General features: G+C 49.5%; 14 protein-coding genes. All 14 read right to left on the minus strand.

Annotation, left to right across the window (positions count from 1 at the left end; translation table 11 throughout):
• Window positions 1-89 precede the first annotated feature (89 nt).
• Window positions 90-4,709, minus strand: a complete 4,620-nt coding sequence (locus tag DFR60_RS13945; RefSeq protein ID WP_110323415.1) for a PolC-type DNA polymerase III — start codon at window positions 4,707-4,709, stop codon at window positions 90-92.
• Window positions 4,710-4,737: 28 nt separating this feature from the next.
• Window positions 4,738-5,820, minus strand: coding sequence for a flavodoxin-dependent (E)-4-hydroxy-3-methylbut-2-enyl-diphosphate synthase (gene ispG / locus DFR60_RS13950; RefSeq protein ID WP_110323416.1), 1,083 nt, complete (start codon window positions 5,818-5,820; stop codon window positions 4,738-4,740).
• 84 nt (window positions 5,821-5,904) lie between these two features.
• The gene (rseP, locus tag DFR60_RS13955) at window positions 5,905-6,963 is read right to left on the minus strand and encodes an RIP metalloprotease RseP (RefSeq protein WP_110323417.1); all 1,059 of its coding nucleotides are present in this window, start codon (window positions 6,961-6,963) and stop codon (window positions 5,905-5,907) included.
• Window position 6,964: 1 nt separating this feature from the next.
• Window positions 6,965-8,107, minus strand: coding sequence for a 1-deoxy-D-xylulose-5-phosphate reductoisomerase (locus tag DFR60_RS13960; RefSeq protein WP_110323418.1), 1,143 nt, complete (start codon window positions 8,105-8,107; stop codon window positions 6,965-6,967).
• 127 nt (window positions 8,108-8,234) lie between these two features.
• Complete coding sequence (locus DFR60_RS13965) at window positions 8,235-9,035, minus strand: phosphatidate cytidylyltransferase (RefSeq protein ID WP_110323419.1); 801 nt, start codon at window positions 9,033-9,035, stop codon at window positions 8,235-8,237.
• Between the two features lie 19 nt (window positions 9,036-9,054).
• Entirely contained in the window at window positions 9,055-9,777 is a 723-nt protein-coding gene (gene uppS / locus DFR60_RS13970; protein ID WP_110323420.1) for an undecaprenyl pyrophosphate synthase, read from the minus strand.
• 264 nt (window positions 9,778-10,041) lie between these two features.
• Window positions 10,042-10,596 (minus strand): ribosome recycling factor, encoded by a 555-nt coding sequence (frr, locus tag DFR60_RS13980; protein WP_055652610.1) that lies wholly within the window; start codon window positions 10,594-10,596, stop codon window positions 10,042-10,044.
• 14 nt (window positions 10,597-10,610) lie between these two features.
• Entirely contained in the window at window positions 10,611-11,312 is a 702-nt protein-coding gene (gene pyrH, locus DFR60_RS13985; RefSeq protein ID WP_055652609.1) for a UMP kinase, read from the minus strand.
• Between the two features lie 186 nt (window positions 11,313-11,498).
• Window positions 11,499-13,205, minus strand: a complete 1,707-nt coding sequence (locus tag DFR60_RS13990; RefSeq protein ID WP_110323421.1) for a peptide ABC transporter substrate-binding protein — start codon at window positions 13,203-13,205, stop codon at window positions 11,499-11,501.
• Between the two features lie 115 nt (window positions 13,206-13,320).
• On the minus strand, window positions 13,321-14,298 hold the full coding sequence (locus tag DFR60_RS13995) for an ABC transporter ATP-binding protein (protein ID WP_243005074.1): 978 nt from the start codon (window positions 14,296-14,298) through the stop codon (window positions 13,321-13,323).
• Window positions 14,298-15,317, minus strand: coding sequence for an ABC transporter ATP-binding protein (locus DFR60_RS14000; RefSeq protein WP_110323423.1), 1,020 nt, complete (start codon window positions 15,315-15,317; stop codon window positions 14,298-14,300). Before DFR60_RS14000 ends, DFR60_RS13995 begins: the two co-directional genes overlap by 1 nt.
• A 15-nt stretch (window positions 15,318-15,332) precedes the next feature.
• Window positions 15,333-16,373 (minus strand): ABC transporter permease, encoded by a 1,041-nt coding sequence (locus DFR60_RS14005; RefSeq protein WP_110323424.1) that lies wholly within the window; start codon window positions 16,371-16,373, stop codon window positions 15,333-15,335.
• Between the two features lie 14 nt (window positions 16,374-16,387).
• Window positions 16,388-17,305, minus strand: a complete 918-nt coding sequence (locus DFR60_RS14010; protein ID WP_002604308.1) for an ABC transporter permease — start codon at window positions 17,303-17,305, stop codon at window positions 16,388-16,390.
• A gap of 263 nt (window positions 17,306-17,568) precedes the next feature.
• Window positions 17,569-18,492, minus strand: a complete 924-nt coding sequence (gene tsf, locus DFR60_RS14015; RefSeq protein ID WP_110323464.1) for a translation elongation factor Ts — start codon at window positions 18,490-18,492, stop codon at window positions 17,569-17,571.
• Window positions 18,493-18,610 lie beyond the last annotated feature (118 nt).

Raw genomic sequence — 18,610 nt, forward strand, 5'->3', positions numbered from 1 at the left:
GCCTTTTTGCTGTAATTTATTTCAATCCGCATTCTGAGTCCAGAATACAAACCCCAGAATGACATAATAGCTATGCTGCCATTAAAATTTTAAAAATCAAACAGCGACAACTGATTAGACTCCGGCAGTTCGCCCAGCAGTCCCAAATCTCCCATCAGATCGCACACCGTCTTACTGACCTTCGTCCTGTTCCGGAAATCTTCCTTTGATAAGAACCTGCCGTCCTTCACGGCATCAACCACGGCATCAGCCGCTTTTTCACCAAGTCCGTCAATACTGCTTAAGGAAGGCATCAGCTTGCCTCCGATGATCTGGAAATGGCGGGCCTTCGCCTGATAGATATCGATCGGCGTAAAGTCATAGCCTCTCGCGTACATCTCCTGAACGATTCTCATATCGCGGAGCGTATCCTGTTCCTTCTTCGACAGCGTATCCATCCGCTTCCTGTAGTCAGCCAGGTAATATTCCAGCTTATCGCGTCCCTGGCACATCAGCTCATAGGAGAAGCCATTGGCGCGGATACTGAAGAACGCCGCATAATATGCCAGCGGATAAAACACCTTACAGTAAGCGATACGCCACGCCATCATAACGTAGGCGGCCGCATGGGCCTTCGGGAACATGTATTTGATCTTCTTACAGGACCAGATATACCAGTCCGGCACGCCGTGGCCGGTCATCTCCTCTTCCCACTCCGGCTTTAAGCCTTTTCCCTTTCGGACACTCTCCATGATGGTAAAGGAGAGTCCCTCCTCCAGCCCCATGGAAATGAGATAGATCATGATGTCGTCACGGGTACAGATCGCGGTCTGAATCGTCGCCTTTCCCTCCTGAATCAAGGTCTGGGCATTTCCCAGCCATACGTCGGTACCGTGAGCCAGACCGGCGATTCGCACAAGGTCAGAAAAATACTTGGGCTGGGTATCAATAAGCATCTGCATGGCGAAGTCCGTACCGAACTCCGGCACGCCCAGCGCTCCCAGCTTACATCCGCCGATATCATCCGGCGTAATCCCCAGAGCCGATGTATCCTGGAATAAGGACATGACCTCCCTGCTGTCCAGCGGAATATCCTTAACCGGGTCAAAACCGATTAAATCCTGAAGCATTCGGATCATAGTCGGATCATCGTGCCCGAGTATATCGAGCTTCAGCAGGTTATGATCGATGGAATGGTAATCAAAATGGGTGGTGACCGTCATGGTCGTCATATCGTTGGCCGGCCTCTGCACTGGAGTAAAGGAATAGATCTCCTCCCCGTGGGGAAGCACGATGATACCGCCGGGATGCTGTCCCGTAGTTCTTCTTACCCCGACGCATCCCTGGACAATACGGTTGATCTCACAGTTTCGTTTATGTACGCCGTGTTCCTCATAGTAATTCTTCACATAGCCGTAAGCCGTCTTATCCGCCAGTGTACCGATGGTTCCCGCGCGGAAGGTCTGGCCTTTTCCGAAAATAACCTCCGTATAGTCATGAGCCTTACTCTGGTACTCACCGGAGAAGTTCAAGTCGATATCAGGCTCCTTGTCTCCCTTGAATCCCAGGAATGTCTCAAAGGGGATGTCGAAGCCATCCTTTGTGAGCGGATGGCCGCAGACCGGACACTCCTTATCCTGCATATCACATCCGGCCATACCGGAATACTTCTTCACTTCCTCCGAATCAAAATCGTAATAATGGCAGTTAGTACAGTAATAATGCGGGCTTAAGGAGTTAACCTCCGTGATACCGGACATGTATGCGACAAAGGAAGATCCTACCGAACCACGGGAACCTACGAGATACCCGTCTTCATTGGACTTCCACACCAGCTTCTGCGCAATGATGTACATAACGGCGAAACCATTGGAAATGATGGAGTTCAACTCCCTCTCCAGACGCTCCGTAACGATCGTCGGCAGGTTGTCACCGTAGATCACGTGGGCCCTGTCGTAACAGATCTGCCTCAAGTCCCCATCTGAATTTTCGATGACCGGCGGACACTTATCGGGGCGCACCGGCGAGATTCGTTCGCACATGTCCGCGATCTTCCGCGTATTCTTTATGACGACCTCTTCCGCCTTGTTTGGTCCCAGATACTCGAATTCCTTCAGCATCTCCTCCGTCGTCCGAAGGTAAAGCGGCGCCTGGTCATCACTGTCCTTAAATCCCTGCCCCGCCATGATGATCCGGCGGTATACCTCGTCCTCGGGATCCAGGAAGTGAACGTCACAGGTGGCGCAGACCGGTTTTCCGAACTGGTCGCCCAGTTCCACGATTTTTTTGTTGATATCGATTAAATCCTGCTCCGAATTTATGCTGCTCTTCTCATCACGGAGCATGAAGCTGTTGTTTCCAAGAGGCTGGATCTCCAGATAATCATAGAACCTGACCAGTCTGGCGATCTCCGCGTTGGAGCCGCCGCGAAGCAGGGCCTGATACAGTTCCCCCGCCTCGCAGGCTGATCCCACGATTAAGCCCTCCCGGTTCTGGTTCAGCAGACTCTTGGGTATTCTGGGCCTTCGGGCATAGTAGTCGATGTGGGACCATGAGATCAGCTTATAGAGATTCACACGCCCGATATCGTTGGTTGCGATAATGATTACGTGATAGGTCGGAAGCTTCTTGATCATCTCCGGAGTCATCGTCTTTAAGCTGTTTAACTCGATCAGCGTCTCCACGCCGCGCTCCCGCAGCATTTGGACGAATCTGACAAAGATCTCCGCCGTACATCCCGCGTCATCCACGGCGCGGTGGTGGTTTGCCAGCGAGATATTCAGCGCCTTGGCGACCGTGTCCAGCTTGAACCTGTTTAGGTTCGGCAGAAGGAACCGCGCCAGAGTCACCGTATCCAAAACCGTAGGTTCAAAGGGAAGCCCCTGCAGCTCCGCGTTGCGGTTGATAAAGCTCACGTCGAAGGAGGCATTGTGAGCCACCAGAACGGATCCCTGACAGAATTCCAGAAACTGAGGCAGAATCACATCAATCTTCGGATACGGGAGCACCATGTTGTCATTGATGCTGGTCAGCTGCTCGATCTCGAAGGGAATCGGTACATCCGGATTTACGAAGGTGCTGAATTTGTCCGTAATGACTCCGTTCACCACCTTTACGGCGCCGATCTCGATGATCCGGTTCTTTTCCGGGCTGAAGCCTGTGGTCTCGATATCAAATACCACGAAGGAGTCCGCAAATGTCTGGTCTTTCGGATTATCCACCAGCAGCTTCAAGTCGTCGACAAGATACCCCTCCACCCCATAAAGGATCTTGAAGGTGTCCCCCTTGTCCAGGGCGTGGTTGGCATCCGGGAAGGACTGCACGCATCCGTGGTCTGTGACGGCGATGGCCGGCATTCCCCACTTTTTTGCACGCTTTACAATGTCCTTAACCTCCGATACGCCATCCATATCGCTCATCTTCGTATGGCAGTGAAGCTCGACCCGTTTCTCCAGGCTTCCGTCCACCCGTTTTCCGGTGAAGTCCTCTGACTTCTTGATGCCTACCACAGAGCCCAGAGTCAGCTCGCCGTCGAACTTGTCGATGGTCGTCACACCCTTAATCTTAATAAACGTCCCCGCCACAACGGCAGCCTTCAGATCATCCAGCTGTTCCTCCCTTGCGAACATCTTCACGGTAATCGTATCCGTAAAGTCAGAGACATCGAAGATCATAATCGTCTTTCCGCTCCGCAGCTCCCGGCTGTCCACCATGAGAATCTTTCCACGGATGGTTACCTCGCCGATCTCCCCGTCGATCTTTTCGATCTCCATTGTCTCTCCATCGAAATCACGGCCATAGAGCACGTCCGGATTATCCGAACGTTTTCCGCCGTAGCCGCCATAACCGCCGTTTTTCTTATAATCCTTATATTCTTTCTTCTGGTCCTTCTTTCCGTAATCTCCGTTCCTGTCCTTTTTATTTTCGTCCTTCTTATTCTCGTCCTTCTTACCGCCCATACGCAGTACCGGAGCGCCTGCCCCGCTTTCCGCAGCGCCCTGCCGGGCCGGGCCCTCGTCGAAGGGAACTTCCGCCGAATATCCGGCCGCCAGCGCCTCCAAAGATGCACCGTCCGCCATGGAAGGACCGCCGTATCCGTCCTCTGTCCCAGTTTTCGACAGCACCTGCTCCTCGTTTAAGACAGCGGCCAGAGAGGTCCTGCTGACGATCTCCTCCACCTCGCGCTGCATCTGAAGCTCCTTCTGCTTCGCCAGTGCATTCTCCTTCGGCTCCACGTACTCGTAGCGCACCTCAACAGGAAGGCCGCAGCGCTCATAAAAAATCTTCTCCAGAACGCGCTTTAACTCGGCTTCCTTTTCATGGGTGACAATGGTGTCTTCCACCGTCATCTTAAGCAGATCCGGCTCCGGAAATTCATATTCTGTCTTCCGGAAAATATTATATTCGATGATACTGTAATTTTTGAGTTCCATCAGGATGCTGTCCCGGTACACATCCAGCAGCTTCTCCGGCGTGTACTGGTCAGACAGGCGGAACTTCTCGATAATCTTGATCGATACCTGCTTAGAAGGGAAGAGCTGGTCCTTAATGCCCTTCTCCAGCCCATAGATATTCTGTTTATGGATCAGTCTGGGGCTCACGATATAAACGCGAATAGAGCTTCTATCCCTGGTGGAAGTGACCTTCTCAACTTCCACCAGATTTAAAAGCTCCCGCAGTTCGTCTGTCATATTCAGATTTGGAAATACATCCAAAAATGCTTTTGTCATTCCATCACCTGTTGCTTTCTGCCAAACATTATCTCCTCTTATCCAGCTTTAAGAGCTCCTCTCTCAAAGCGTCAAGTAAGTTCTCCTCGGGTACTTTACGGATAATCTCTCCCTTGCGGAATAAAAGGCCCTCGCCGATACCTCCGGCCACGCCCAGATCCGCTTCCTTCGCCTCACCCGGCCCGTTGACGACGCAGCCCATAACGGCTACCTTGACATCGAGATGGTCAAATTCCGTCACCATGGCTTCCACCCGGTTCGCCAGGGAAATGAGATCGATTCTGGTCCGTCCGCAGGTCGGACAGGAGACAACCTCCACTCCGCCCTTTCGTAAGCCCAGGGTCTTTAAGATCTGCTTCGCCGTCGTCACCTCTTCCACCGGATCTCCGGTTAAGGAGACACGGATCGTGTCGCCAATGCCCTGATGCAGGATAATTCCCAGCCCGATGGAGGACTTGATCGTCCCCGAACGCACGGTTCCCGCCTCGGTAATCCCCACATGAAGTGGATAAGCGGTCTGCTCCCCGATCAGTTCATGGGCCTTTATGCACATCAGCACATCGGAGGACTTGATACTGATCACCAGATTATCATATCCCATCTCCTCGATCATACGCACCTTCATGAGGGCGCTCTCCACGATGCCCTCTGCCGTCACTCCGTGATACTTTTCCAGTAATTCCTTCTCAAGCGAACCGCTGTTGACACCGACCCGGATGGGGACGCCGAATTCCTTCGCCTTATCCACAACGGCTCTGACCCGGTCCTCACTCCCGATATTGCCGGGATTAATCCGGATCTTATCCGCACCGTTCTCAATGGAGGCCACGGCCAGCCGGTAATCAAAATGAATATCCGCTACCAGCGGAATATGAATCTGTCTCTTGATCTCCTTTAAAGCCTCTGCCGCTTCCATCGTCGGTACCGCCACACGGATAATATCACAGCCGGCAGCCTCCAGCGCCAGAATCTGAGCCACCGTAGCGGCCACATCCTCTGTCTTTGTATTGCACATGGACTGGATCAGAATGGGATTCCCTCCCCCAATCTTCCGGTTCCCGATAGAAACCGTCTTCGTCTGTTCTCTGTCCGTCATCGCATTTTCCTCCATTTGCACACTCCCGGGACCCCATTCCTGTCTCAGTGGGGGAATTCCGGGATACGCACAGTATTTTTCTTGTTTTTCATGCCCACTTTAGGTAAAGCGGCTGATATCGTTAAATACAACAAACACCATCAGGGCCATGAGCGCCATCATGCCGATCAGATTCACCATACCTTCTTTTTCCGGATCCATGCGTTTGCCACGGACCGCCTCAATGATTAAGAACAGCAGTCTTCCTCCGTCAAGCGCCGGAATCGGAAGAAGGTTCATAATCCCCAGGTTCGCACTTAAAAGAATGCACATGCTAAGGACATTCATAATGGCCGCCATGACGCTCACTGTCAGCCCTGCCTTTACGGAATCATCGATCATAACCACGATTCCCACCGGACCGCTCAAGTCATTGACACTGGCTTTTCCCGTCAAAAGCATACCGAGACTCTTGATCGTCACGGTAATATCATATTTCACCTCATAGGCTCCGTATTTCACCAGTTCCAGGAAAGACGCTGCCCGGACATTTACCGGAGTTACGGAAATGCCTATCATATACTGGTTGTATTCTTCATTAAATTCCGGTGTCACCAGAACCGTGCCGCGCTCTTTTCTGCCTGTCTGCGCATCGGTTCTCTCATAGGACACCCGGTTCATCTTCTCATCCGGTTTTAACATGCGGTAAAGGATATAATCGCCGTAAACCGTCATCTTCTCATCGTTTACGCCGGTAATCACATCGCCCGGCTTAAGCCCCGCCTCGTAAGCAGGAGAACCCTCTGTGACTTCTTTGATCTGAGTGATGTTGTATCCGCCCATTCCCACCAGAATCAGTGCCAGGAAAAAGGCAAGAATAAAGTTAAAGACCGGACCGGCCGCGATAACCGCCATCCTGCCCGGGATGCTTGCATTCTGAAATGCCCCTTCCGCCGGATTATCCTCGTCTTCTCCGAGCATCATACAGGAGCCGCCGATCGGCAGCAGCTTTAAGGAGTACGTCGTCTCCCCTTTTTTGACATGGAACAGCCTCGGTCCCATACCAATGGAAAATTCCACAACGGCGATGCCGTTTAATTTTGCAAATAAAAAGTGCCCTAATTCATGAATCAGCACGATCAGTCCAAATACAAGAACTGCTACGATAACGCTGGACAATCTACCACCTGCTTTCTATATAGTCATAAGCCGAAGCCTCTGCTTCCAGAATCTCATCTACAGATGGATCCTCTTTCACAGTATGCCCTTTCATAGCCCCCTCTATCATATCCGTGATGGTAAGATAAGAAATTTCTCTGTTTAAAAATTTTGCAACAGCCCGTTCATTGGCCGCGTTGAATACAGTCGGCATGGTTCCGCCGGTTCTTCCGGCTTCGTAAGCCAGGGAAAGCCCCGGGAAATTTTCCATATCCGGCTTTTCAAATGTAATCTGCCCGATACTCCAGAAATCCAGCCGGTCCCCGGCCAGAAAACGGCGCTCCGGGTAGTAAAGTGCATACTGAATGGGCAGCTTCATATCGGGTGTTCCCAGCTGTGCAATCACCGCCCCATCGTCGAACTGCACCATGGAATGGATGACGCTCTGCGGCTGAACCACAACCTGTACCTGATCCATGGAGACATCGAAGAGCCAGTGCGCCTCCATCACCTCCAGGCCTTTATTGACCATAGTGGAAGAATCGATGGTAATCTTCCTTCCCATCGACCAATTGGGATGCTTTAAGGCATCCTCGATACGCACCTTTTTAAGCTCCTCTCTCGTCTTTCCACGAAACGGCCCGCCTGACGCAGTTAAGAGAATCTTATGTACCGCATTTTTGTCCTCGCCGTTCAGGCTCTGAAAAATGGCGCTGTGCTCGCTGTCCACAGGCAGGATCTTTACGCCCTTTTCCTTTGCCAGAGGCATAATGATATGGCCGGCCGTCACCAGCGTCTCCTTGTTGGCGAGCGCAATGTCTTTCCCCGCCTCCATGGCCGCAATGGTGGGCCGTATTCCGATCATACCGACGATGGCCGTCACCACGATCTCCGCGTCCGTCTCCACGGCCGCCGCGATGAGCCCTTCCATGCCGCATACCACTTTCACCGGCAGATCGCTGACCGTCAGGGCAAGCTCCTTCGCCTTTTTTTCTTCCCACACACAGACAATCTCCGGATGAAACTCCCGGATCTGTTCTTCCAAACGTGTAATATTACTTCCAGCCGCCAGTGCGGTTACTTCTATATCCTTCTGAGCTCTCACCACTTCCAGGGTCTGTGTTCCGATGGAACCGGTTGAACCCAGAACTGCAATCTTTTTCATGCTGTTTTTCGCTCCTTTTATCTTTCTCGCATTCCTCTTTACTCATCGGCGGAATTTACTCATTGTAGAATTTTGCTTATCGCAGAATTTTGTTCACCGCAGAGTTTTATTCACTGCAGAATTTTGTTCACCGCAGAAATGTTACTGCAAAGAATATGGCAGGCGCCGTAAACAGCATACTGTCAAACCGGTCCAGAATACCGCCGTGGCCCGGAATCAGATGGCCGTAATCCTTCACTGCGTGATTGCGTTTTACCGCCGATGCCGCCAGATCGCCGATCTGGGAAATAACCGCCGCTATGGCACAGGCCAAAGCGCAGGCCACCTGCGGGTTCTGTACTTCTGCCATGGAAGCGCCGAACACCGTCGCATAAAGGAAACCCAGAAGCGCCGCTCCAGCCACGCCTCCGATCGCCCCCTCAATCGATTTCTTAGGGCTCAAAACCGGCGCCAGCTTATGCCTGCCGATCAGCATGCCCACGCAGTACGCGCAGGTATCGCATCCCCAGGAACTCAAAAAGATCAGCCAGACGAGATACTTTCCATCCGCCATGACGCGAACCTGATACAAATAAGACAGCATAACCGCCACATAAAAGACGCCAAAGAACGCTACCGTCACTTCCTCTGTCTTATATTTGGGGAACGTAAAGACATAGATGGTCATCAGTATCATAAGAAATGCGATGGACATTAACATCATATACTGCTCTCCATGGAACCACAAAAGCCCGTAGTAGGACACCACGGTCAGATAGCCGGCAAATCCGATTACATTCCTCTGTATCTTCATAACACGATATAATTCAAACAACCCTATCATGGAAATGGCCACAGTCGTAGCAAAAAGAATCATCCCCCCGCTTCCCACAGTAACGAGGGCGATCAGGACCAGGACAATTCCACTGATCAGTCTGGTTGTAAACATCGCGCTTCCTCCCTTCTGACTATTTCACTCCTCCAAATCTTCTATCCCTACTATTGTACGCAGCTATCGCCTTTTTCAGTTCTTCTTTATTGAAATCAGGCCAATAGCAGTCCGTCACATACAGTTCCGTATAGGCTAACTGCCATAAGAGATAGTTGGACAGCCGCAGTTCACCGCTGGTACGGATCAGAAGATCCGGGTCCGGAATCTCCGCTGTGTCGAGATACGATGAAAATGCCGCTTCATCCATCTGGTCCGGAGAAATCTTCCCGTCAGCCGCATCCTTCATGATCTTCCTGGCTGCGCGCACGATCTCATCCCGTCCGCCGTAATTCACTGCGATGACAAAAGTCAGTCCCGTATTATTCTCGGTCTCTCTTTCCAGCCGGTTAATGCCGTCAATAATATCCTGATCAAAACGGTTTCTTTCTCCAATCATCCGTACCCGGACATTGTTCGCCCTGGCAATCTTTAAGAGCCGGACCATATAGTAACGGAACAGCTGCATCAGCGCCCCCACCTCATCGCCGGAACGCTTCCAGTTCTCCGTGGAAAAACCGTAGACAGTCAGATATTTGATTCCAATCCTGGCCGCATCCTCTACCGTCCGTTCCACCACCACACATCCTTCCTTGTGGCCCATGCTTCTGGGCAGTCCACGCTTCTTCGCCCAGCGTCCATTGCCGTCCAAAATGATGGCGATATGGTCAGGAATTACCATATTATCTATATTAATTTCCATTATATTCTCCTTTATTATTCTAGTACAGCATTGCATAAATAACTGAGTATTAGTGCCTGATATCTGCGTCAGGTGTGCGTCTGCGAAGCGACGGCGGACCTACGGCTAGCTTCGCAGGCGTGCTCCTGGCGTAGATAGCGGGTGCTATTACTTAGGAATTTATGCAACGCTGTACTAGGCTGCCCTGAAACATAAACAGGACAGGCACTTTGAAAGCCCCCTCACTTGCGTGGGTTGGAATCATGCCTGCCCCGGTTCTTTCTGTTATACAGTAAGAAGTTCCTTTGATTTCGCTTCGATTGCTTTATCGATCTTACCGATCATTTTGTCAGTTAATTTCTGAATATCGTCCTCTGCCTCAGCTAAGTCGTCCTCGGAAATCTCATCCGCCTTCTGCTGTTTTTTAAAAAAGTCATTGGCGTCACGGCGGATATTACGAACTGCTACCTTGGCTGCCTCGCCTTTTTTCTTGACATCCTTAACCAGTTCTTTTCTGCGTTCCTCGGTCAGCTCCGGAAAAACGAGACGGATTACGTTGCCGTCGTTGGTCGGATTGATCCCCAGTTCAGAAGTCAGAATCGCCTTTTCAATCGCCTTTAAGAGGCTCTTCTCCCATGGCTGGATGATGATCATGCGGGCTTCCGGAACGTTGATGTTGCCCACCTGCTGAAGCGGTGTAGGAGTTCCGTAGTAGTCAACCTTGATTTTATCAAGTACATGCGGGTTTGCACGTCCTGCGCGGATCGTCATATAATCACTCTCCAGCACTTCTAAAGTCTTATTCATCTTGTCCTCGTAAACCTGTAAACTCTCCTGCATATTGTCCTCCTAGTTTATGCGGTCACAATCGTGCCGTTTATTTTCCCCTGCATCGCGTTCGCAATGCTGTCTTTTTCGTTCAGACTAAATACTGCCAATGGCATGCGGTTCTCCATACACATGATGGAGGCAGTCAGATCAATTACGCCCAGCTGCTTGTCAATGACCTCCTGTATGGAAATCTCATCATATTTCTTCGCCTCCGGATTGATCTTCGGATCGCTGTCGTAGACTCCGTCGATGGCCTTCGCCAAAAGGATACAGTCAGCTTCCATCTCGATGGCCCGAAGTGCAATTCCGGTATCGGTAGAAAAGTAAGGATGGCCGGTACCTCCTGCAAAAAAGACGACCATTCCTTTTTCAAAATACTTGTTTGCTCTGTCCTTGGAAAAAAGCTTTGTCATGGAGCCGCACTCAAACGGTGTGAGAATCTGAGTCGTCATCCCGGCACACCGGAATATCTCAGAAACATAGATACAGTTCATAACTGTAGCCAGCATTCCGATCTGGTCAGCCTTGGTGCGGTCGATTGCATTGCTCGTCCTTCCCCTCCAGAAGTTGCCTCCGCCGATGACGATGCCTACCTCGACACCAGCATCCACGGATATCTTAACCTGCCGCGCTACTTCCTTCACAGTCGCTTCATCAAAGCCTGTTTTATTCGGTCCGGCAAGGGCTTCGCCGCTTAATTTCAGTAATACACGTCTTGGGTTCATAGCTATCATTCTCCTGTTATTTAAGCGTTTTCCGCTTTGGTATTGTCATGAATGATTATAGCATATTTCCTTTTGGTTGGAAAGAGAAAGTTTTTTAGGGGAGGGATCCGATTCGGCATTAAACAAAAATCCCCGGAAGAAGCGAAATGCCTCTTACGGGGATTTACATGTTTACTTAATGGACAATTAGTCCATGGTTGCGTACATGAAGTACCAGTAACCATATGGAGAATGCCATGTGCCCTTTAATTTCGGATCCTGTAAATAGAAGTCATTGTAGTAAGCAACCGGTGCCATTGCAGCATCTGCTAAGATCATATTCTCAGCATCATGCAGCTTCTGATAGTGCTCTGCTACGTCTGCTGTGGAATTTGCTTCGTCTAACATCTTATCCACTTCCGGATTGTTGTACTTACCATCATTGTTACCGCTGGTGGATTTCATTAAGTTAAGCATGTTGGACGGATCATCATAGTCATATACCCAGCCGTTACGTGCCATCTGGAAATCTCCTGCACGACGGGTTGGTGTGAAGGTAGACCACTCAACAACCTTAATATCCATGTTGATGCCAAGTGCTTCTTTCCAGCAGCTCTGTAAATACTCAGCCAGTGGTTTGTGATAACCGGCATCGTTGGTCATGTATTCAACAGTTGGGAAGCCTGCGCCATCCGGATAACCGGCTTTTGCAAGTAATTCTTTTGCCTTTGCAACGTCTGCATCATGGTTTGCAACATCAAAGAAGTCTCCGCCATTGTTCTTGCGTGTTGTCTCTTCGAAGGAGGAACCATCTTCTGCATCAGAAAGGCCAGGTCCTACAAAGTTAGTTGCCGGTGAATAAGTTCCCTGCATAACAGTGTTGGCTACATAATCACGGTCGATTGCAAGGCTGAGTGCCATACGCACATCAGGATTATCAAATGGAGCCTTCTCTGTCTGGAAGCTTAAGTAGTATGTACCCATGATCGGATCTACATGGAAATCTTCCTTGCCTTTTAAGCTTGGGATCTCTTCTGTAGGAACATCCTTGATCATCTGTACTTCACCAGTCTGGTATGCACTGTAGGAAGCATTGGAGTCTTCCATCAGGACAAACTTTAAGGTATTCAGTGTAACAGCGTCTGCATTCCAGTAGTTTTCATTCTTAGCAAAAGTTATATGAGAACCTGGGACCCACTCAATCATCTTTAACGGACCATTACAGATATAAGTCTCTGGTGTTAAGGTCCACTGGTCGCCATTCGCATCAACGGTAGCTTTCTGAATCGGAACCATGGAAGCATGTGTAATCAGCTTGGAGAAGTATACACATGGTACAGATAATTCAACTACAAATGTATCATCATCTGGCGCAGATACTCCAAGAGCCTCTAAGTTGCCTTCTGCTGCTTCTTCATATCCCTTTACGTAGCCAAGCATATCGCCTGCATATGGAGCTGCTGTATTCGGATCAGCAAGTCTCTGCCATGCATAAACGAAATCGTTCGCTGTTAAAGGTGATCCATCGCTCCACTTTAAGCCTTTGCGAAGGTGGAAGGTGTAGGTAAGGCCATCATCAGATACTTCATAAGACTCAGCCTGTCCAGGTACAATCTTGTTGTCTTTGTCCACGATCATCAGTGTCTCAAATGCGTGGATAATCATGTTTGCGCCGTCAACCGCACTGTTAAGTGCCGGGTCAACAGTCTCAGGGTCAGGACCAACCTGTACAGCAAGGTCAAGGGCACTTCCCCCCTCTTCAGCCGGTGCAGCGGTCTCGCCTTCCGCGGCAGCAGTTGTAGTTTCCGTACCAGCAGCAGTTGTTGGCGCATCAGCAGTCTTATTGCCGCCGCAGGCGGTAAGAATCATGCCAGTTGCCATAACAGCCGCTAATACAAGTGCTGTTTTTTTCATATCAATTCCTCCTCTAAAGAATTTTATTCAAATTAGCACAGCAATACTTTACTTAACTACTGTGCTAATTTGTCTTTTAGCATACCACATATTTCCCGGAATAGCAACTTAGAAATTAATTTACTTTGTCTAAGTGATGGCACGCTGCGTAATGGCCAGTGGAGACCTCTTTCCACTGTGGTTCTTCCGCTGCGCAGAGCTCGTCGGCATACGGGCAGCGGGTACGGAATCGACATCCACTCGGAGGATTTACCGGGCTTGGAACGTCGCCTTCCAATACAATTCTCTTAGATTTTCTGCTGGTCTCCGGATCTGCAATCGGGATGGCAGAAATCAGGCTCTTCGTATACGGATGTACACTGTGGAAAGTCAGCTCATAGCTGTCTGCCAGTTCCACCAGCTTGCCCAAATACATAACTCCGATTCGATTTGATATATGTTTTACAATTGATAAATCATGCGCAATGAATAAATAGGTCAGTCCCAGTTCTTCCTGAAGCTGCTCAAACATGTTGACAACCTGGGCCTGGATGGATACGTCCAGTGCAGATACAGGCTCGTCACACACGATGAACTCCGGATTTACCGCCAGGGCGCGTGCAATGCCGACACGCTGACGCTGTCCGCCTGAGAACTCATGAGCATAACGGTTTGCATGCTCAGAGTTTAAGCCAACCGTGGACAGCACAGATAAAATTCTCTCATGGCGGTCCTTCTTGTTGGCAGCCAGACGATGAATGTCAATGGCTTCTCCCACGATGTCCTCAACCGTCATACGCGGGTCAAGGCTCGCATACGGATCCTGGAATACGATCTGCATCTTGCGGCGGTAAGGAAGCATATTCACATGAGTGATATCCTTGCCGTCATAAAGAATCGTTCCATCCGTCGGTTCATATAAACGCAGCAGCGTACGGCCTGTTGTCGTCTTTCCGCAGCCGGACTCTCCTACCAGGCCGAGCGTCTCACCTCTTTTGATACCGAAGGAAACGTTATCAACCGCCTTTACAACCCTCTTTTCAAAAAGCTTACTTCCTGCAACCGGGAAATACTGCTGTAAGTGTTTTACTTCTACCAGATACTTGTCTTCCATCATGCATCTCCCTTCTGTGTCTTGGAATCCTGCTGTTTGTCAAACTCTTTCTTCTGCATCAGCCAGCATGCACTGTAATGGATATCGGTCAAATCAGTATAGGGCGGCATCTCTCTCAAACAGATCTTCATGCAGGCGCGGCACCTTGGTGCAAACGGACATCCCGCAGGCGGATTCAGCATATCAACAGGGCTTCCCTCGATAGGAACCAGCTTATTATGCTCTTTTTCCGTCAGCTTCGGAATACTCCGGATTAATCCCTTTGTGTATTCGTGGGATGGACGGTAGAAGATGTCATCCGTCGTACCGTATTCCACAACCTTACCGGCATACATAACGGCGATTCTGTCACACATGTTGGCAACAACGCCCAGATCATGCGTAATCATGATAATGGCCATGCCCAATTTTTCCTTTAAGTCCATCATAAGCTCGAGAATCTGAGCCTGAATGGTAACATCCAGAGCCGTAGTCGGCTCATCTGCAATCAAAAGCTTCGGTTCGCAGGCAAGGGCGATAGCGATCATCACACGCTGGCGCATACCGCCGGACAGCTCATGAGGATACTGTTTCAGACGCTTCTCCGGCTCGTTAATTCCAACGAGAGTCAGAAGTTCCTTCGCTCTCTCATTCGCCTGCTGTTTATTCTTATCCGTATGAAGCATAATTACCTCACGGATCTGGTTTCCGATGGAATAAACCGGATTCAAGCTGGTCATCGGGTCCTGGAAAATAATGGAAATCTCATTTCCACGCACTTTCCTCAGTTCCTTTTCCGACATCTTTTCGATCTCATGACCGTTGAATTCCAGGGAACCGCCGATCAGACGCCCCGGATACGCGGTAATCCCCATTAAGCTGTACGCGGTTACGGATTTACCAGAACCGGATTCGCCAACAATTCCCAGTACTTCGCCTTCTTTTAAATGAAGAGACACATCATTTAATGCCTTTACTTCACCCGCGGGAGTAAAGAAAGAAAGGCGTTCATTTTTGATATTTACCAAATACTCGCTCATAGTATCTCTCCTCCCTTAGTCTTTGAGTTTCGGGTCGAATGCATCACGCAGACCGTCGCCCAGCAAGTTAAAGCTTAAAATGATGACGGAAATCGCCAGTGCAGGCGCAAACAGACGGTGCGGATAAGACTGCAGACCATTTAATGCAGCACTTGCAAGGCTTCCCAGAGAAGGCATCGGCGCAGCAACGCCAAGGCCTAAGAAGCTTAAGAAGCTTTCCGTGAAGATAGAAGACGGAATCTGCAGCGTTGTGGTAACAATCAAAGTACCGATACAGTTTGTCAGTAAGTGCTTTCTAATGATACGGCCATTGGAAGCACCCAGTGCCCTGGCCGCAGTCACGTATTCCTGCTCCTTCAGAATGAGGATCTGGCTTCGAACGATTCGGGCCATACCAACCCAGTAAAGAAGGGCGAACACAACGAAAATACTGATTAAGTTAACACCGATTACCTGAATCCATTCAAATCCCGGTTTTTGAGCCAGCGCCTTTAGGGGCTGGTCAAATGCAACCGATAAGAGAACGATGATCAGGATATCGGGGACCGTATAGATCATATCGACGATACGCATCATGATCATATCGACCCAGCCGCCGAAGAAGCCCGCAACAGAACCGTAAAGGGAACCGATCAGCAGGATGATGGCGGAGGCCACAAGACCTACGGTAAGGGAGACACGGCTGCCCATCATGACACGGACCGCATAGTCACGCCCCAGGTTATCCGTTCCCAGAACATGCGGGAATACGCTCTCTCCCGCCGCCTTCGCCTCCAGTTCCTTTTCCGAATACTGCATGGGTGCCAGATTCTCGCTTCCGCGAATCTGCTGCTCATAGCTGTATGGGTAGAACTGCGGTACCAGGAATGAAAAAATGAATACAAAAATAATAACTACCAGGCTGACCATGGCAATCTTATTCTTCTTTAAACGACGTATTCCATCCTGCCAGAAGCCAACGCTCTTGCGGAGGACGGTAAGACTCTCTTTTTCCTCGTCACTTGCCGGGAGAAAGTCGTCTACGTTAAGCTGTAATGATAATTTATTATTCGACATCTTCTTTCTCCTTTCTATTTAAGATTAATACGTGGATCGATAAATTTGTAGGCAACGTCTACGATCACGTTCATAACAACCATCAATGAGGCAAGGAATATGGTAGTTCCCATGATCAGCGGATAATCACGTCCTGTGATGGAACCGATAAACTCAGAGCCAAGGCCCGGAATTGTGAAAATTTTCTCGACAATAAAGCTTCCCGTTACCGTATAGGCAAGAAGCGGTCCCAAATACGTAACAACCGGAAGAATCGCGTTACGAAGCGCATGTTTGAAAATACTGATTATCTGAGAAAGTCCCTTTGCGCGTGCTGTTCTCATGTAGTCCTGGCCCATAACATCCAGCATGGAAGAACGCATCAGACGTGCGATATAGGACGACGGATACAGTGCCAGCGCAATAACCGGCATGATGTAGTTTTTCCACGATGCCAGTCCGTACGTGGGCAGCAGCCCCAGCTTCAGACTCAGGACATACATCAGGATCGTACAGATAACGAAACTGGGAATCGCAATTCCGCACGTACTGAATACGATTATGATGTCATCCACCACCGTCCCTCGTTTAAAGGCGGCAATACTCCCCAGTGGTACACCCACCAAAACTGCCGTTAAGATTGCGATGCCGCCGACTCTTGCGGACACCGGGAACTTCGATGCGATGATCATATTCACGGTACGGCCACGCTGTTTTACGCTTAAACCGAGATTTCCGTGAAGAAGATCTTTCATATATGTAACATACTGCTCACTTAAAGGCTTATCAAGACCGTATTTCTCATTCAATGCGGCCTGTGCCTGCGGACTTATGGCCTTCTCTGACATGAAAGGGCCGCCGGGTACCATGTTCATAACGAAGAATGTAACAGATGCAACCGCAAATATTGTTACAATCGCCATGATGATACGTTTAAATATATATTTAGCCATTGTGTCAACTCCTTTGGTATAAGGTTTCCTTCGCGCAGCCCGGACGGAAGCTAACAGGCTTCCGTCCCTGCGTTCTGCGAAATATCAATAGTCTCTCCTGCTCTGAACCCGGGAAAAAGGCGAAATGTCCGTCCAATCTGGAAACATCTGTCAACGCTAAACGGACACTGTCTCTATAGAAAAATCCCATGGATGCCCATGGGATTCCCCCCTGAATCCTCTTTCCTTGGAAAGTCCTCCTCACATATGTTCGGCGGAATATATTACTGCATCTGTTTTGCAACTTCAGCAGCAAAATCTTCTTCTTTTTTCTCAAGACCTTCGCCGGTTTCAAAACGAACGAATTTCTTCAGTTCGATCTTTCCGCCAACTTCTTTGGAAACCTGCTCTAAGTATTTAGCAACAGTTAAATCGCCATCTTTCACGTAAGCCTGGTCTAACAGACAGAATTCTTTTAATTCCTTGTTGAGACGGCCAACGATCATCTTCTCGATGATAGCGTCCGGCTTATCCGGATTCTCGTTCTTAGCCTGAACCTTTAAGATCTCAGTTTCATGCTCAACGAATTCCTGAGGAATCTCGTCTCTCTTTACATACTTTGGTGTTAAAGCTGCAATCTGCATTGCAACGTTCTTTAAAGCCTCTTTTACATCATCGTTAACAACTTCAGCAGAAGCTTCCAGTAATACGCCGATTCTTCCGCCGCCGTGGATATAGTCGATTACAACACCATCTGTGGTGATCTTCTCGAATCTTCTGATGTTCATGTTCTCGCCGATTACTGCGATCTGGCTGGATAATACCTGAGCTACAGTCAGGGAAGCATCCTTTGCCCATGCTTCAGCCATGAATGCATCCATATCCTGCGCGCTGCTGGCCAGTACCTGCGCTGCCACATCGGCAACATAGCCCTGGAACTGCGCGTTCTTTGCTACGAAGTCTGTCTCGCTGTTTACTTCAACGATTGCTGCAGACTTTCCATCTTCGCTTACAAGGGTCTTAACAAGACCTTCTGCTGCGATTCTTCCCGCCTTCTTAGATGCAGCTGCAAGTCCTTTTTCTCTTAAAAACTCTACAGCCTTTTCCATATCTCCATCGGTTGCCGCAAGTGCTTTCTTACAATCCATCATGCCTGCACCGGTCATTTCTCTTAACTCTTTTACCATTCCAGCCGTAATTGCTGCCATTTGATTTCCCTCCATGTTCTTTTCGTTATTCATATGATACATGTTTAAGCTTTCTTAATCTATAGGGAACTTCTTCCTTTTCACCTGCGGCAGTATCTGCCGCAGCGCGGATCCCGCT

The organism is Hungatella effluvii, from assembly GCF_003201875.1.
Classification (GTDB): domain Bacteria; phylum Bacillota; class Clostridia; order Lachnospirales; family Lachnospiraceae; genus Hungatella; species Hungatella effluvii.

Excerpts from the sequence above, each read along its gene's own strand:
- DFR60_RS13945 (WP_110323415.1), bottom strand. The coding sequence starts at position 4,709 with ATGACAAAAGCATTTTTGGATGTATTTCCAAATCTGAATATGACAGAC.
- DFR60_RS13990 (WP_110323421.1), bottom strand. The coding sequence starts at position 13,205 with ATGAAAAAAACAGCACTTGTATTAGCGGCTGTTATGGCAACTGGCATG.
- DFR60_RS14005 (WP_110323424.1), bottom strand. The coding sequence starts at position 16,373 with ATGTCGAATAATAAATTATCATTACAGCTTAACGTAGACGACTTTCTC.
- ispG (WP_110323416.1), bottom strand. The coding sequence starts at position 5,820 with ATGGAGGAAAATGCGATGACGGACAGAGAACAGACGAAGACGGTTTCT.
- DFR60_RS14000 (WP_110323423.1), bottom strand. The coding sequence starts at position 15,317 with ATGAGCGAGTATTTGGTAAATATCAAAAATGAACGCCTTTCTTTCTTT.
- frr (WP_055652610.1), bottom strand. The coding sequence starts at position 10,596 with ATGCAGGAGAGTTTACAGGTTTACGAGGACAAGATGAATAAGACTTTA.
- uppS (WP_110323420.1), bottom strand. The coding sequence starts at position 9,777 with ATGGAAATTAATATAGATAATATGGTAATTCCTGACCATATCGCCATC.
- pyrH (WP_055652609.1), bottom strand. The coding sequence starts at position 11,312 with ATGAACCCAAGACGTGTATTACTGAAATTAAGCGGCGAAGCCCTTGCC.
- tsf (WP_110323464.1), bottom strand. The coding sequence starts at position 18,492 with ATGGCAGCAATTACGGCTGGAATGGTAAAAGAGTTAAGAGAAATGACC.
- DFR60_RS13960 (WP_110323418.1), bottom strand. The coding sequence starts at position 8,107 with ATGAAAAAGATTGCAGTTCTGGGTTCAACCGGTTCCATCGGAACACAG.
- DFR60_RS13995 (WP_243005074.1), bottom strand. The coding sequence starts at position 14,298 with ATGGAAGACAAGTATCTGGTAGAAGTAAAACACTTACAGCAGTATTTC.
- DFR60_RS14010 (WP_002604308.1), bottom strand. The coding sequence starts at position 17,305 with ATGGCTAAATATATATTTAAACGTATCATCATGGCGATTGTAACAATA.
- DFR60_RS13965 (WP_110323419.1), bottom strand. The coding sequence starts at position 9,035 with ATGTTTACAACCAGACTGATCAGTGGAATTGTCCTGGTCCTGATCGCC.